Origin of the sequence: Xanthomonas floridensis, assembly GCF_001642575.1 — a bacterium.
Classification (GTDB): domain Bacteria; phylum Pseudomonadota; class Gammaproteobacteria; order Xanthomonadales; family Xanthomonadaceae; genus Xanthomonas; species Xanthomonas floridensis.
On the sequence record NZ_LXNG01000024.1, the window covers coordinates 1 to 16,349 of the forward strand.

Here is a 16,349-nt window from a genome sequence, read left to right on the forward strand (position 1 = left end):
TGCCGTGGGGAAGGTGTGCCTGTAGCAGGGGCAACACCGCGCACATGCGCCGGAAACGGCCAAAAACCGCAGGCCTGAGCGTCATTGGCGCGACCGATGCGGCTTACCTCATCCTCCGATGGCGTTGTTCAGACCTTCCCTAATTCGATCTCACGCAGCTCTCGAAGCGCGACTTCCGGATCTCTATACAAAAGTTTCTTTGCCTCGTTGAGCCAGGCGCGATCCATATATGGCTCTCAACGACTCACGCCGCAGCCGGCTCCTTGACCTGCGCTTTCACGCCCAGCAGCTGCACGATGCTGCCGGCCGCGTCGCGGCCTTCGGCCACGGCGGTCACCACCAGGTCGGCGCCGCGTACGCAATCGCCGCCGGCGAACAGGCGCGGGTTGCTGGTCTGGTAGGGCAGGCGGCCGTTGCCGTCGGATGGGGCGACGATGCGGCCGTTGCTGCCGGCTTCCACGCCCTGCGCTGCCAACCAGTCCGGCAGGGTCGGCGAGAAGCCGAAGGCGATGATCACCACGTCCGCTTCCAGCAGCGATTCGCTGCCTTCCACCGGCACCGCGTTGCGGCGGCCGCTGGCGTCGGGTTCGCCGAGTCGGGTTTCGACCACGGTCACGCCGATGGCTTCGTCGTCGGCGCCGGATTCGATCGACAGCGGCTGGCGGTTGAACAAAAAGCGCACGCCTTCTTCGCGCGCGTTGGCCACCTCGCGCGCCGAGCCGGGCATGCTGGCTTCGTCGCGGCGGTAGGCGCAGGTGACCTTGGCCGCGCCCAGGCGGATGGCGCTGCGCACGCAGTCCATGCCGGTGTCGCCGCCGCCCAGCACCACCACGCGCTTGCCGGTGAGGTCGGGCAGGGCCATCTGGTCTTCCCAGCCGGCGATCGGGCGGCCGTGCGGGTCGTTGCCGCCGACGATGCGGCTGTTCTGCACCAGGAACGGCAGTGCCGGCAGCACGTTCTTCAGGTCCTGCCCGGGCAGGCCGCCATCGGTGTAGCGGTAGGCGCCGGTGCCCAGGAAGACGGCATCGTATTCGCCCAGCAGCTGCTCGATGCTGACGTCGCGGCCCACTTCCACGCCCAGGCGGAACTGCACGCCCATGCCTTCGAGGATCTCGCGGCGCTTGCCGATCACCGACTTGTCCAGCTTGAAGCTGGGGATGCCGAACTGCAGCAGGCCGCCGATCTGCTCGTAGCGGTCGTAGACCACTGCCGCGATGCCGGCGCGCACCAGACGGTCTGCGCAGGCCAGCCCTGCCGGGCCGGCACCGATCACCGCCACGCGGTGGCCGCTGGCCTGCACGTTGCCCAGGTCCGGGCGCCAGCCCATCTTGAAGGCGGTATCGACGATGTACTTTTCCACCGCGCCGATGGTGACCGCGCCGAATTCCTCCAGCGTGCAGCTACCTTCGCACAGGCGGTCCTGCGGGCACACACGCCCACACACTTCCGGCAGCGGGTTGGTGGAATGGCACAGCGCGGCGGCTTCTTCGATGCGGTTTTCCTGCACCAGCTGCAGCCACTGCGGGATCGCGTTGTGCACCGGGCATTTCCAGCTGCAATACGGGTTGCCGCAGTCCAGGCAGCGGCCGGACTGATACTGCGCGTCGGCCTTGTCGAACTTGCCGTACAACTCGCCCCAGTCACCGGACGTACGCAGCTCCACCGGAATGCGCGTGGGCATGGTCCGCGGCAGGTCGAGGAATTGGAAGGCTTGCTTGCGGCTCATAGAGAAATCCGTGGCTAATCCCCTTCTCCCGCCTGCGGGAGAAGGTGCCCCGAAGGGGCGGATGAGGGGCAGCAGGGCAGGCGCCCTCACCCCCGGCCCCTCTCCCGCGTGCGGGAGAGGGGAGCAAGACTTACGCGGCGCGCCGCAGCGACTCTGTCAGCGACTCGATGCTGGCGGCCTTGGGTTTGACCAGCCAGAACTTGCCGATGTAGTCGCGGAACTCGTCCAGGATCTGCTGCGCCCAGATGCTGCCGGTCAGCTCGCGGTGGCGGCTGATCAGGGTGTGCAGGTGCTGGCGATGGTTCTCGAAGCCCTCGGCGGAGACGCGGTGGATGTCGATCAGTTCGTGGTTGTAGCGGTCCACGAAGTCGCGTTCGATATCCAGCACGTAGGCCAGGCCGCCGGTGAAGCCGGCGCCGAAGTTCAGGCCGACCTTGCCCAGCACCAGCACCACGCCGTCGGTCATGTATTCGCAGCAGTGGTCGCCGGCGCCTTCCACCACCGCCAGCGCGCCGGAATTGCGCACCGCAAAGCGTTCGCCCGCGCGGCCAGCGGCGAACAGCTCGCCGCCAGTGGCGCCGTACAGGCAGGTGTTGCCCACGATCGGCGTGCTGCGCGCCTCGAAGCGCGCGCCACGCGGCGGACGCACCACCAGCCGGCCACCGGCCATGCCCTTGCCGACGTAGTCGTTGGCTTCGCCTTCCAGCTCCAGCTGCAGGCCACCGGCGTTGAACGCGCCGAAGCTCTGCCCGGCGGTGCCGCGGAAGCGCAGGTTCAACGGCGCATCGCTCATGCCGTGATTGCCGTGCGCCCGCGCGATGGTGCCGGACAGGCGCGCACCGATCGAGCGGTCGGTGTTGTGGATCAGGAAGCGATGGTCGCCACCGGTCTTGTGGGCGATCGCATCGGCGAGCAGGCCGTCCATCTGCGTGGCCAGGCTGTCCGGCGATTCGTACAGGCGCTGGGCGGCGCAGTGGCTGCCGTCGTAGCGCGCGTGGGTCAGCAGGCGCGAGAGGTCGACCTTGACGCCCGGGCGCGGCGAGACGTCCAGCTGCTCCAGCAGGTCGGTGCGGCCGACGATCTCGTCCAGCGAGCGCACGCCCAGGTAGGACAGCCACTGCCGCACTTCTTCGGCCAGCAGGCGGAAGAAGTGCTCCACCCGCTCTGGCAGACCGGTGAAGTAGCCCGCGCGCAGGCGCTCGTCCTGGGTGGCCACGCCGGTGGCGCAGTTGTTGAGGTGGCAGATGCGCAGGTACTTGCAGCCCAGCACGATCATCGGCGCGGTGCCGAAGCCGAAGCTGTCGGCGCCCAGCAACGCGGCCTTGACCACGTCCAGGCCGGTCTTCAGGCCGCCGTCGGTCTGCAGGATGGTGCGCGCCCGCAGGTCGTTGGCCACCAGGGCCTGGTGCGACTCGGCCACGCCCAGTTCCCACGGCACGCCGGCATAGCGGATCGAGCTGACCGGGCTGGCCCCGGTGCCGCCGTCGTGACCGGACACGGTGATCAGGTCGGCGCCGGCCTTGACCACGCCAGCGGCAATGGTGCCGACACCGGCATGCGCCACCAGCTTCACCGACACCAGCGCAGTCGGGTTGACCTGCTTGAGGTCGTAGATCAGCTGGGCCAGGTCTTCAATCGAATAGATGTCGTGGTGCGGCGGCGGGCTGATCAGGCCGATGCCGGGCTTGGCGTAGCGCAGCCGGGCGATCAGTTCGTTGACCTTGTGGCCGGGCAGCTGGCCGCCTTCGCCGGGCTTGGCGCCCTGGGCGACCTTGATCTGCAGCACCTCGGCGTTGACCAGGTATTCCGGGGTCACGCCGAAGCGGCCCGAGGCCACCTGCTTGATCTTGGAGCGCTTCTCGGTGCCGTAGCGCGCCGGGTCTTCGCCGCCTTCGCCGGAGTTGCTGCGCCCGCCCAGGCGGTTCATCGCGATGGCCAGCGCTTCGTGCGCCTCGGGCGACAACGCGCCCAGGCTGATCGCGGCGCTATCGAAACGGCGCAGCACGTCGCTGGCCGGGGCCACCTCGTCCAGCGGGGTCGGGGTGTCGGCACGCTTGAGCTGGACCAGATCGCGCAGCGTGGAGGCCGGGCGCGCATGCACCGCGTCGACGTACTTCTGCCAGTCGCCAGCATCGCCGGTGCGGGTGGCGCGCTGCAGCGTCATGACCACGTCGGGGTTGTACATGTGGTACTCGCCGCCGTGCACGTACTTGAGCAGGCCGCCCACTTCCGGCTTGAGCTGGTCGTTCCAGGCGCGTGCGGTGAGCTCGCGCGCCTCGGTATCCAGCCGTGACAGGCCCACGCCGCCGATGCGTGCGGGCGTCTCGGCAAAGCACAGCTCCACCACGTCCGGGTCCAGCCCGACGATCTCGAACAACTGCGCGCCGCGGTAGCTGGCGATGGTGCAGATGCCCATCTTGGAGATGATCTTGGACAGGCCCTTGTAGATGCCCTTGCGGTAGCGGCGGCCGATCTGCGACTGCTCGCCGCCCTTGCTCAGCTGCAGGATGCCGCGCCGGCCCAGGTCGAACAGGGTCTGGTAGGCCAGGTACGGGTACACCGCGGTGGCGCCGAAGCCGAGCAGGCAGGCCATGTGGTGCGCGTCGCGCGCGGTGCCGGTCTCGATGATCAGGTTGACGTCGCAGCGCAGGCCCACCTTGCACAGGTGGTGGTGCACCGCGCCGGTGGCCAGCAGCGCATGCGCCATCGGCCGGTCCGGGACCGGGTAACGGTCCGACAGCAACAGCATGACGGCGCCATCGCGCGCGGCCGCTTCCACTTCCTGGCAGATGCGTTCCAGGCCGGCCTTGAGGCCTTCCTCCACGCTGTAGGACAGGTCGATCAGGCGGTTGCGCTCGACGTACTGCTCCATCTTCAGCAACTGGCGCAGCTTGCGCTGGCTGAGCACCGGCGAGTTGAGGATGACGTGATTCACCGTCTCCGCGCCGGCGTGGAAGATGTTGGTCTCCTTGCCGAGCTGGGTGGTGAGCGACATCGCGATGCCTTCGCGCAGCGGGTCGATCGGCGGGTTGGTGACCTGCGCGAAGGCTTGGCGGAAGTAGTCGTACAGCGGCCGGGTCTGGCGGCTGAGCACCGCCATCGGGGTGTCGTCGCCCATCGAGCCGGTGGCTTCCTGCTCGGTCTCGGCCAGCGGACGCAGGATCTGCTCCACTTCCTCGGTGCTGAGCTGGAACAGCTTGTGGTAGCTGCGCAGGGTCTGCTCGCTGAAGGGTTCTTCCACCAGCGAGGGGTCGATCAGTTCGGTCTGCAGATAGGTCACGCCCTGCTGCAGCCATTGCTTGTACGGCGCGCGCGCACGGTTGATGCGGTCGATGGCGTCCGAGTCCAGCAGGTCGCCGCGCTTGAGGTCGATCGCCATCATCTCGCCCGGGCCGAGCTTGCCCTTGCGGGTGATGCGCTCGGCCGGCAGCTCCCACACGCCGGCCTCGGAGGCCACCAGGAAATGGCGGTCGGAGGTCAGCATCCAGCGCGCCGGGCGCAGGCCGTTGCGGTCGAGCATGCAGGCCGCGTAGCGGCCGTCGCAGGCCACGATGCCGGCCGGGCCATCCCACGGCTCGGTGTTGAGGCCGTAGAACTCGTAGAACGCGGCCAGGTCGGCGTCCTTGAACTCCAGCGACTGGGTGGCCGGCGGCACCAGGATGCGCAACGCCTGCAACAGGTCCATGCCACCGGCGATCAGCAGCTCCAGCATGTTGTCCAGGCTCTGCGAATCGGAGCCGTGCATGGAGATCACCGGATCGAACTGCGCGATATTGAAGCGCGGGGTCTGCCACACCTTGCTGCGCGCCTGCGCCCAGCGGCGGTTGCCTTCGATGGTGTTGATCTCGCCGTTGTGGGCGAGCAGGCGGAACGGATGCGCCAGCGGCCAGCGCGGCAGGGTGTTGGTGGAAAAGCGCTGGTGGAAGACAATTGCGCTGGAAGACAGGTCGCTGCGCTGCAGGTCCGGGTAGAACGTGCTCAGCTTGTCCGGCAGCACCATGCCCTTGTAGCTGATGCCGTTGGGCGAGAGCGTGGTGACATAGAAGTCCTGCACGCCCTGCAGCTGCTGCTCGGCGCGGCGGCGCGCCAGGAACAGCGCCAGGGTGAAGGCGTCTTCGGTCTGTTCGGCACCGGCATCGACAAACACCTGCTCGATGCGGGGCAACGTATCGCGCGCCAGCTGGCCGCACACGCTGTCGTCGGTGGGCACCACGCGCCAGCCACGGAACTGCACGCCGGCAGTGTGCAGCTGCGCTTCCAGTTCGGTGCGACAGCGTGCGGCATCGGCCTCGTCCAGCGGCAGGAACACCACGCCGGCCGCGTAGCGCGCGCCCAGCGCGATGCCCGCATCGCGGGCCAGCCCGCGCAGGAACGCATCGGGTTTGCGGATCAGCAACCCGCAGCCATCGCCGGTGAGCCCGTCGGCGGCCACACCGCCGCGGTGGGTCATGCGCGAAAGCGCCGCAATCGCGGTGTCCACCAGCGAACGGGAAGGCTGGTCGTCCAGCTGGGCGACCATGCCAAACCCACAGGCGTCGCGTTCGTCGCGCGCGCTGTTGTAGAGACCGTAGTCGTTGAGCCCTTGGCGAGTGCGGGGGGCCATGTCTGCCTCTTAGCGATCTTGGGAGAGCGGCGACGACGTTGCAGCGCTCGATCCGTGGAGCGTTTCGAAGAGGTCACCGGATGATCGACTAGACCACAGTTGATGCGGTGCCGCAATACACCGTTACAGCTGCAACGAGAACCGCGCAAATCCCTTGCGGCAGCTGGCTTGGCGCCGCTCCGGCGAGCGGCGCCAGGCGCTGCTCAGCCGCAGCGCACCGAGGTGACGACGTTCTTGGCATCCACTTCCAGATTCAGCCGCTCGCCGTTGAATTCCATGGTCACCATCTGGCCGGGCTTGAGCACGCGTACCGACTTGGCGCCGGCATCGCTGCGAGCCTGCTCGCCGACGGCATCGGTGATGGGCTGGCCAACCAGCGACTGCACCTGGGTGGCGTCGCAGCTGCCGATCGGCGGCGCTTCGGGGGCCGCGTCGGGTGCAGGCGCAGAGGCCTGCTCGGCCGCGTGCTGGGCCTTGGCAGCGACGGCTTCCTGCTCGTCGGGTTGTGGCTTGTTGCAGGCACTCACTGCAGCCAGCACGACCAGGGAGCAAGTCAGACGGGCAATAGGCAGGACAGCGCGCATCGATGACTCCAGCAAAGGGGGATGCCCAAGCATAAGCACAATTTGCACAACCGGCATGGCTTGCGCACACGCCGTTGTCATTGCGTTGACATGGCCTAGTCCTGCCCGGCCCAACAATCGGCCGACCACCTTCAATGTGCATGCAATGAAAGCCAAACGCGTCCTTCGCAACGCCGCCGTCGCGACCAGTCCTGCCGGCAAGCTCGCTGCTGTTACCGCCGGTGCAGCGGTGGCCACGGCTGCGGTGGCCACCGCTGCCGCCGTCGCACAGGCCAAGGCCACCGCGCGCGCGGCAGGGCTAACCTATGTCAACGACCAGCAGCCCGGCATCAGCCGGCGCAGGGCCGGCAAGAGCTTCAGCTACCGCAGTGCGGACGGGCAGCGCATTGCCGATGCCGATACCTTGCAGCGCATCCGCGCGCTGGCCATCCCACCGGCCTATACCGAGGTGTGGATCTGCGCCAAACCCAATGGCCACCTGCAGGCCACCGGGCGCGACGCGCGCCGCCGCAAGCAATACCGCTATCACGCCGACTGGGCGCAGGTGCGTGGCGAAGGCAAGTTCGAGCGGGTGATCGCCTTCGGCACGGCCCTGCCCAAGTTGCGCCGGCGCCTGCGACGCGATCTGGCACTGCCCGGCTTTCCGCGCGAGAAGGTGCTGGCCATCGTGGTCGCGCTGCTGGCCGACACCCTGGTGCGCGTGGGCAATGCCGAATATGCGCGTAGCAATCGCTCGTATGGACTCACCACGCTGCGCAACCGGCACATGGAATTTCTCAAGGGCGGCCGCGCCCGGCTGAAATTCCGCGGCAAGAGCGGGCAGGAGCACGACATCGAAGTGGACGACAAGCACTTGGTCAAACTGATCCGGCAATGCCAGCAGTTACCGGGGCAATCGCTGTTTCAATACCGCGACGACGACGGCACCCTGCAGCCGGTGGACTCGGGCGAGGTCAACGACTACCTGCGCGAGGCGATGGGCGAGGATTTCACCGCCAAGGATTTCCGCACCTGGGGCGGCACGTTGGCCGCATTGCAGCGCCTGGCCCGGCTGCCGCTGCCCGAGCGCAGCAGCGAACGTGCGCTCAAGCAGGTGCAGAACGATGTCATCCGCGAGGTGGCCGATGCCTTGGGCAATACGCCCTCGGTGTGCCGCAAGGCCTATATCGATCCCTGCGTGTTCGAGGGCTGGCGCGCCGGGCAATTGCAGGCGATGGCCAGCGGCGTGCGCGGCGAGCGGCAGTGGGAAGCGGCCACGCTGCGCTTTTTGACCGACTCGCGCAGCAAGCAACGCAAGGCCAACAAGCCAGGCAATGCGGTCACGCCCAAGCCCGGCCGCCGTCAGCGGGCGGCGTGATGCTGCGGTTCTTTACGAGAACGCGGGTGAAGTCGTTGGGAGCCACAGGCAGCTTGCCCTGAATGGCAAGCTGCTGATCCAGCGCGTGAACGCGTACGCTGAGTTACCACGCACGCAGCGTGCTGGCGGCAATCAATCATCTGCAATCTGCTTCTGGCGGCGCTGTGCCCAGGCATCGCGCACGAAGGTGTAATCGTCCGCGGCATCGCGTCGTATCGTGTCCATCGGCAACATCCGTGCGCGTCCATCGGTGAGTTGCAGGCCGATCAGGGAATTGGCAACGCGCGCATTGTTCATATAGTTGATCGGCGTCAGCTGCTGGTCGGCGACGCGACCAAAGGTATCGCGCACCGTGCCTGGCCCCAGGATCGGCATTACGAAGTAGCGCGAGTTGTCCCAGCCCCAGGCTGCGAAGGCCTGACCCACGTCTTCGCTATACCGCGGCATGCCAAAGCGCGTGGCAGGGTCGAACAGGCCAGCTACGCCAATAGTGCTGTTGACGAGGAACCGCCCCAGTGATTGCCCCGCCTTGCCAGGATGGCCTTGCAGCAACTGGCTGACCGCGGTTCCAGGTTGCCCGAAGTTGGAGAAGAGATTGCGCACGCCGGTCTTGACCGGCCTGGGCGTGACCTTGTCGTATGCCACCGCCAGTGGACGGAACACGACCCTGTCGGCACCGCGGTTGAACGCGTGAATCTTGCGGTTGTACGCCTCCCATGGGTCTCGGACAGCTGCGACGGGGTAGAGCGCCTGGGCATCGCGCTCGGGAGCGTTAGCGGGATTGACCGATGCAGACACGGCAGGGTCCGTGCGTGCTACATCTGGCGAGGCGGATGTCACATTATCGTCAGTCTCGTGACGAATGGTGCTGTCTACCGCCACCACCGGCTGATCGATCTGGTCTGGCATCGGCTGCGAGGCTGGTGGCATCACCAGTGTCGCCGTCGGTGCCGGGCCGATGGACGTCGGCACCGATGTGTGTTTTGCGGCGGGGCGGCTCGCGCAGGCCGATAGCAACAGCAGCGTGCAGGCAGCCGCCAGGTAACGGGGAATCGTCATTGCATGGTCCTTGAAGGGTGAAGTGATGCAAGGGATGGGGCGTCCGACACAACCGAAACCAGCTGCGTAACCGCTCTATGCGATCAGGCGGCACATGTATGACCACAGCAATGGGCCGGCCCACAACGCAGCGACTGCGCCGCCGGCAATGCCCGTCATCCAGCGCAGTTGCGTCAGCCGCCGGCGCCTGGCGTGGTGATGCTGCAGGTCCGGCAGGTCGTGCCATGCCTGCCGATTGCTGGTGGGCGATGGCCGCCGTGAGAGAGTGGAAGTGCGTTGGGAAAACATGCTGCGCTCCGAAGAGAGAAGGCTGCAGTCGGCCGACACTGCACCGGCATCTGGCGAGCGACCAGATGGAGGCAAGCACCGGGTTGGGGCACTGCAGCGCGGTTGCTGGAAGCGATCCTATGGATTCGCTGCGTATCGCGTTTTAAGAGTTTTTTGATCGCCCGCCACCGGTAGGTATGCGTTCACGAATCCCCTGCGACGAACGGGCGCCGGACGGCCCGATCCACGACGGCATGGACGCGATGGGTGAGGCGTGGGTGGTAGCGCTGCTGCGCCGCTGTGCGGGAGTCGCGTCAGGCGCATGGACGACGCGCAGCACTGCCGGAAATACGCTTCATTCCGATGTGCCGCCAAAACCCCAGGCCCCGATTTGCGCGCCCGGGTCAGCGCCGTGCGTGGTTCCATCGCCGTGCGTACGCACGGCCATCGATGCTGGCGCAGGGACAGGCAAAGGGCGCAATCAGCCAGGTGAACGACCTCATCACTGCAGCGGAACACCTCTACCGGCTAGACGTTCACCGACGTGGCACGTGACTTCTTGCGTATCGAAAAGAACACCACGCACTCCAGTGCGACCAGCGCTGCGGCGATCACCATGCCGGTGACCAGCGGATCGTGTCCGGTTCCGCGCAGGCAGAAGCCCACCAGCAGAAAGCACGCGTTGTAGCCGGCAATTCCAAGTGCTGCGGCCAGCAGAAAGGTCCAGAAGCGCACCCGGATCACGCCAGCCGGCAATGCCAGATAGATCCGCGCCACCGGGATCGCCTGGCCGGCCAGCGTGGCCCGGAAATCGTTGCGTCGATAAGACAGCGCAAGGCGGTCGTAAGTCGCAATGCGCAGGAACGCGAAGCGCCCATAGTTGAGCACCAGGGTGCGCACGCGATCGTTGCCGAGCGCGCGGCCGATTTCGTACCAGCTGACCGTCGCCAGCAACGATCCGGTCACGCTGATACCCCAGACCGCCAGCAGCGACGGCACCCCATCGGCAGTCATGCCGATCACCATCAGCATCAGATAGGACGGCACCACCGGGATGAATTTCTCGATGTAGGACATTGCCAGCACGCCTGGCAGGCCGAAGCTCAACACCAGCGTCAATACGTCGTTGGTCTGCATGGCGGCTAGCGCGTGCAGGTGCGGCGTTGCAGACGATAGGTCGTCGCTGGCGGAATGTTCCAATAAGTCCGCCCGATCTTGACCGCCTCCAGATCGAGCGCGTCGAGAACATGCGCCGGCACCGAGCATTTGAGGCCATAGGTAAACAGATACATGCATCCACCCGGCTTGAGATGCATGAAGGCACCACGCACGATGGCGGCCACCTGATGCGCACGCATGTTCAAGAAGCCAAGACCGCAGACCACTGCATCGACGCAGGCCCCATCGAAACGGGGTAACGCTTCCAGATCGGAAACGTCCATCTGCAACACTGTCGCGTGCGGGAAGCGGCGCGCGAGCAACGATGAGAACGTCTGGTTGTATTCGAGCAGAAACAGGTTCTTTTCGCGCACACCCTTGTCGAGCATCGACTGGGTGAATGCCCCGGTACCGGGGCCAAGTTCGAGAACACGCCCGGTACGTTCCGAGAGCTCGGAGGTGATGCTGGAGGCGAGTGCGGGCCCGGAGGGAAGGATTGCGGCAACCGAGCAGGGAGCGGCGATCCATTCGCGAAAAAAAGAAGCCATATACGAACGTGCCATCTATCCTCACAGCGTTGAAAGAGTTGAGCGCAATCTGCGGGACACAATCGCCATCCATTCGATGGTGACACGCATTCGGCACCACAACGCTAAGGCGCCAATCTGTCCGCAGTCTGTCGTTAATGCCGGACCATGGTCGGAAATTCAGCCACGCATCAGCATCGACCGCATGACGGCAATGCTGTATCGACTCGACCCTTGCGACTGCGCGAGACAACCCACGTTGCAAGTGATCGCTGGCTGACGTTGGCTGAATGCACTGCGCAACGGTGAACTGAGCACGGTCGCAGACAGGCTATCGACAGACAGCGCTGCCAGCATGCGTGGCAATCACTTCCTTCCCCGTGTTGCCGCACTGCCGCCGCGCCATGTATGGAGGCGGGGCGCGTTGCTGCCGCACAACGATCCATGAGAACACGATGAGACTTTCAGCCAGCATCGCTTCGGCGATGGCATTGCTGGTGCTGTGTGGCTGCGCCAACCTGGCGCCGCGCTACGTGCGGCCATCGCCGCACATCCCGCAACCGCAAGCGACCTCCGAAGAGCGCTTCGCGGCCAAGGCGCTGGGCGAGGTGTTCGTCAATCCGCGCTTGCGCGATACTGTGGCGCTGGCACTGGAGCGCAATCAGGACCTGGCGCTTGCAATGCTCAATGTGCAACGCGCCAGGGCCAGCTACCGGGTGCGTGATGCTGAGACGCTGCCGACAGTGACGGTGGACGGAACCGTCGCCGATGCCAGCCATCAGCAACCGCAACTTTCGGCCTCGCTCGGATTTGCCAGCTATGAGCTGGATTTCTTTGGACGGGTGAAAAATCTCAAACAAGCGGCCCTGCAGGATGTGCTGCGAAGCGACGAGGACCGACGCAGTGCCTCGCTGAGCCTGATCGCCGAAGTGGCCACTGCATGGCTGAGGCTGGACGCGGACCAGCAGCGCTTTGCGCTGGTGAGCAAGAGCGCGGGCAATCTGCAACGGGTGTACGAGTTGACGCTGGCCCGTTACAACCAGGGTGCGGTCAGTGGGCTGGAGTTGGCGCAGGCGGACACCGCGTTGGCGCAGATTGGCGCCGAGCAGGCTGGCCTGGACGCGCAACTCCAGCAGGACCGCAATGCGCTGACCCTGCTGGCCGGCGTCGAGGTGCCCGAGACGCTGTTACCCGATACCCACGCGCGTGGCGATGCAGCGCTATCGCTCAACGGTCCGTTGCCGGCCGGTGTTCCCTCCTCATTGCTGCTGCGTCGCCCCGATGTCATGGCCGCAGAGCATGCGTTGATCGGCGCCAATGCCAACATCGGCGTTGCGCGTGCGCGGTTCTTTCCCCGCATCGCCTTGACCGGCAGCTATGGCACTGCCAGCACGGCGTTGTCCACGCTGCTTGGCGCAGGTAGCTGGAACATCGCCAGCGCCGCCGCGTTGCCGCTGTTCGATCACGGCGCCAACCGCGCCAATCTGAAGGTGACCGAGCTCGATACTCAGATAGCCCAGGCGCAGTATCAGAAGACACTGCAGACCGCGTTTCGCGATGTGGCCGATGCGTTGGCCATCGGTCGCAGTATTGCCGGGCGACTGCAGGCACAGACGCAACTGATCGATGCCGCCAGCAAGCAGGCGCGCATCGCCGCCGCCAGATACGAGCGCGGACAGACCGGGTTGGTGGACCTGTTGAATGCGCAGCGAGCGTTGTATGCGGCGCAGCAGGGCGGACTGGACACCACGCTGCTGCGCGACAGCAACCTGGTGACCGCCTATCGCGTGCTGGGTGGCGAATGGATGCAGGTACCCACGCCGGGAGGTAGCACGCCGTGAGCCGCTCGATGCCGTGGTTGCAGCGCCTGGGGCGCTACCGTTGGTGGTTGATCGTTGCTGCATTGCTGTTGGTGGGCTGGCTGGTAAAGGTGCAGTTCCTTACGCCACCGAGCGCACCGCAGGTGGCCAGCTCGGCAGTGGTGCTTGGGGATATCGAAGAGACGGTGCTGGCGACCGGCAAAATCAACGCCTCGCAGTTGGTGAGCGTTGGCGCGCAGGTCACCGGCCAGGTGGTGGCACTGCACGTCAAACTCGGAGACTCGGTCAAGAAAGGGCAGCCGATCGCCGAGATCGACGCGTTGCCGCAGCAGAACGCGCTGCGCACCGCGCAGGCGCAAGTGCGCAGCGCGGACGCCAGGTTGACCGCACGGTTGGCGAGCCTGCGTCAGGCCATCCTGGCAGACCGTCGCCAGCGTGCATTGATGGCCGACGATGCGGTGGCCAGGGTCGACGCCGAGGCGGCGGAAGCTGCACTGGCGACGGTGCGTGCGGATATCGAGGCATTACGCGCGGAGCGCGAGCAAGCCACGATTGCGGCAAGCACTGCCGAACTCAATCTGAGCTACACCCGCGTGGTGGCGCCGATGGATGGCGAGGTGGTGGCCATCGTCACCGAGCAGGGGCAGACGGTGAACGCCAACCAGAGCGCACCGACCATCATCAAGCTCGCACGTCTGGACACCATGACGGTCAAGGCGCAGATCTCCGAAGCCGATGTCACCCGGGTGTCGGCCGGGATGGGGGTCTATTTCACCCTGCTGGGCGACTCCGATACCCGCTATCGGGCGGTGCTGTCTGCGCTGGAGCCTGGCCCGACCACGATCACCAGCGATGCCACCGGCGTATCGACAGGCCAGGCAACCAGCGCCGGTAACAACGCGGTGTACTTCAATGGCATCTTCGATGTGCCCAATCCGCAGCGCATCCTGCGCATCGACATGACTGCGCAGACCACGATCGTGCTGGCGCGCGCTCGCGCTGCACGCCTGATCCCCAGTGGTGCGCTGGGCGAGCGGACTGCCGATGGGAGCTACGTGGTCCATGTGCTGACCGCCAGTGGTGAGCGGCAGGTGCGGCGCATTCGTGTGGGGCTCAATAACCGCATCAACGCGCAGGTGATCGCAGGCCTTGAACTGGGCGAGAAGGTGATCACCAGCGACCTCGATACGCCTGTGCAGACGCCTTGATGCGTCGCCGTACCGGAACGGGCAGGCGCGCATCTAACGCCTGTCCCCGATCATCCACTGGAGCCTGAGTCATGCCCGCACTGTTGCAGGTGAGCGCGCTTTGCAAGGAGTTTCCATCCGCCGACGGCAGCGTTGCGATCCTGCGCGATGTCACGTTGCGCATCCATGCCGGGGAGATGGTCGCCATCATGGGTCCATCGGGCTCGGGCAAATCCACCCTGATGAACATCCTGGGCTGCCTGGATCGCCCGACGCGCGGGAGCTACGAAGTCGCCGGGCAGGATATCGGTCAACTCGATCCGGACAGCCTGGCGCGTTTGCGGCGTGCCCATTTCGGCTTCATTTTCCAGCGCTATCAGTTGCTGGGGGAGCTGGACGCGATCGGCAATGTCGAGATTCCTGCGATCTACAACGGTACCGCGGCCGATGCACGCCGTGCGCGCGCGCAGGCGTTGCTGGAGCGCCTGGGGCTGGGGACACGGCTACACCACCGGCCCGGCCAGCTGTCCGGTGGGCAGCAGCAACGCGTGTCGATCGCCCGCGCGCTAATGAACGGCGGCGAAGTCATTCTGGCCGACGAGCCCACCGGAGCGCTGGATCAAGCCAGCGGCAAGGAGGTCATGGCGATATTGCAGGAGCTGCATGCGGCAGGTCACACCATCATCCTGGTCACGCACGACCCGGAGGTGGCGCACGCGCAACGCGTCATCGAGATCCGCGATGGACGGATCGTGGCCGACCGCCAGCTGCGCCCGGCGAGCCCTGGCGCCGCGATCAAGGACGCGCTGGTCGCCGACAGGGCGGGGCGCCTGGCGGACCTGCTGGGACGCTTTGGCGAAGCCGCCCAGATGGCGCTACGTTCGATATTCAACCACCGTCTGCGTACCTTGCTGACCATGCTGGGCATCATTATCGGTATTTCGTCGGTGGTGTCGGTGGTCGCGCTTGGCGAAGGTTCGCGGCGCTCGATCCTGTCCGACATCGATGCGCTGGGCACCAATACGATCGAGGTCATGCCCGGGACCAGCCTCGGCGATCGTGATGCCGACGCGGTGCGGACGTTGAGCGCCGACGATGCCGCCGCGATCGCCGGCCTGGAGTACGTGGACAGCGCCACGCCCTCGATCTCCACCAGCGCCGGCCTGCGCTATGGGCGCCACGATGTCGCAGCCAGCATCACCGGTGTCGGCGACCAGTTTTTCAGGGTACGTGGGTATACGTTCGCGCAGGGCCGTGGCTTCGACGCACACGCCATCCGGGCCAGGGCGCCGGAGGCGGTCATCGACCAGGCTACGGCACGTGCGCTGTTTCCAGGTAGCGTATCGGCGTTAGGCAAGGTGATTCTGGTGGGATCGGTACCGTTGCGGATCGTCGGCGTTGCCGCCAGGCCGACCGCAGCGTTTGCCGGCGACAGTTCGCTCAATGTGTGGCTGCCCTACACCACGGCGATGGCGCGTGTATCCGGTGATACGCGTGTGCGTAGCCTGACGGTGCGCGTGTCCGCGCAGGTGCCAAGCGAGGTAGCCGAGCGTGGTATCGACGCGCTGTTGCTGCAACGGCACGGGCGCCGGGATTTTTTCCTGTCCAATTCCGACAGGGTACGCAAGACCGTCGAACAGACCACGCGCACCATCACCTTGCTGATCTCCTCCATTGCGCTGATCTCGTTGCTGGTCGGCGGCATCGGGGTGATGAACATCATGCTGGTGTCGGTCACCGAGCGGATTCAGGAGATTGGCGTGCGGATGGCGGTAGGCGCGCGTCAGTCCGACATCCTGCGCCAGTTCCTGATCGAAGCGACGCTGGTGTGCCTGGTCGGCGGCACCCTGGGCGTGGCGCTGGCCCTGGGGACGGGCGTGCTCGTTGGTTGGTTGAGTCCGAGTTTCGGAATGGTGTTCTCGCAGTGGTCGATCATCGGTGCGTTCAGCGTGTCTACGGCGATCGGCGTGGTGTTCGGCTTCCTGCCGGCACGGCGTGCGGCACGCCTGGATCCGATCAAGGCGTTGGCGCGCAACTGATATGCGGTGACGCGGACGAAGA

At 66.0% G+C, this 16,349-nt stretch carries 10 protein-coding genes; 4 read left to right on the forward strand and 6 right to left on the reverse strand.

The features are described from left to right. Positions 1 to 244: 244 nt before the first annotated feature. From A7D17_RS14875 to A7D17_RS14885, 3 genes are all read right to left on the reverse strand, one after another. Positions 245 to 1,726: an FAD-dependent oxidoreductase gene (locus tag A7D17_RS14875; RefSeq protein WP_064509797.1), complete on the reverse strand. Its 1,482-nt coding sequence runs from the start codon at positions 1,724 to 1,726 to the stop codon at positions 245 to 247. Positions 1,727 to 1,856: 130 nt separating this feature from the next. Next, positions 1,857 to 6,329 carry a glutamate synthase large subunit gene (gltB, locus tag A7D17_RS14880; protein WP_064509798.1) on the reverse strand — a complete coding sequence of 1,491 codons (4,473 nt, stop codon included), beginning with the start codon at positions 6,327 to 6,329 and terminating at the stop codon, positions 1,857 to 1,859. A gap of 203 nt (positions 6,330 to 6,532) precedes the next feature. Further along, positions 6,533 to 6,913 (reverse strand): I78 family peptidase inhibitor, encoded by a 381-nt coding sequence (locus A7D17_RS14885; protein ID WP_064509799.1) that lies wholly within the window; start codon positions 6,911 to 6,913, stop codon positions 6,533 to 6,535. A 55-nt stretch (positions 6,914 to 6,968) separates the two neighbouring features. On the opposite strand from A7D17_RS14885, the gene A7D17_RS14890 reads away from it, so the two are divergent. Next, a complete protein-coding gene (locus A7D17_RS14890) occupies positions 6,969 to 8,270 on the forward strand; it encodes a DNA topoisomerase IB (protein WP_193395352.1) in 1,302 nt (433 codons plus the stop codon). A gap of 132 nt (positions 8,271 to 8,402) precedes the next feature. Here the strand turns inward: A7D17_RS14890 and A7D17_RS14895 are convergent, their stop codons facing one another. The 3 genes from A7D17_RS14895 to A7D17_RS14905 form a co-directional block, all read right to left on the reverse strand. After that, positions 8,403 to 9,179, reverse strand: a complete 777-nt coding sequence (locus tag A7D17_RS14895; RefSeq protein WP_064509801.1) for an MlaA family lipoprotein — start codon at positions 9,177 to 9,179, stop codon at positions 8,403 to 8,405. 945 nt (positions 9,180 to 10,124) lie between these two features. After that, positions 10,125 to 10,733: a DedA family protein gene (locus tag A7D17_RS14900; RefSeq protein WP_064509802.1), complete on the reverse strand. Its 609-nt coding sequence runs from the start codon at positions 10,731 to 10,733 to the stop codon at positions 10,125 to 10,127. A gap of 5 nt (positions 10,734 to 10,738) precedes the next feature. After that, positions 10,739 to 11,317, reverse strand: a complete 579-nt coding sequence (locus A7D17_RS14905) for a class I SAM-dependent methyltransferase (protein WP_064509803.1) — start codon at positions 11,315 to 11,317, stop codon at positions 10,739 to 10,741. A gap of 419 nt (positions 11,318 to 11,736) precedes the next feature. Here A7D17_RS14905 and A7D17_RS14910 point away from each other — a divergent pair, with 419 nt between their 5' ends. The 3 genes from A7D17_RS14910 (at position 11,737) to A7D17_RS14920 (ending at position 16,327) form a co-directional block, all read left to right on the forward strand. Beyond that, on the forward strand, positions 11,737 to 13,122 hold the full coding sequence (locus tag A7D17_RS14910) for an efflux transporter outer membrane subunit (RefSeq protein ID WP_064509804.1): 1,386 nt from the start codon (positions 11,737 to 11,739) through the stop codon (positions 13,120 to 13,122). After that, the gene (locus A7D17_RS14915) at positions 13,119 to 14,309 is read left to right on the forward strand and encodes an efflux RND transporter periplasmic adaptor subunit (RefSeq protein ID WP_204377359.1); all 1,191 of its coding nucleotides are present in this window, start codon (positions 13,119 to 13,121) and stop codon (positions 14,307 to 14,309) included. Before A7D17_RS14910 ends, A7D17_RS14915 begins: the two co-directional genes overlap by 4 nt. 71 nt (positions 14,310 to 14,380) lie before the next feature. Continuing rightward, positions 14,381 to 16,327: a MacB family efflux pump subunit gene (locus A7D17_RS14920; protein ID WP_064509805.1), complete on the forward strand. Its 1,947-nt coding sequence runs from the start codon at positions 14,381 to 14,383 to the stop codon at positions 16,325 to 16,327. The last annotated feature ends 22 nt before the right edge of the window (positions 16,328 to 16,349 follow it).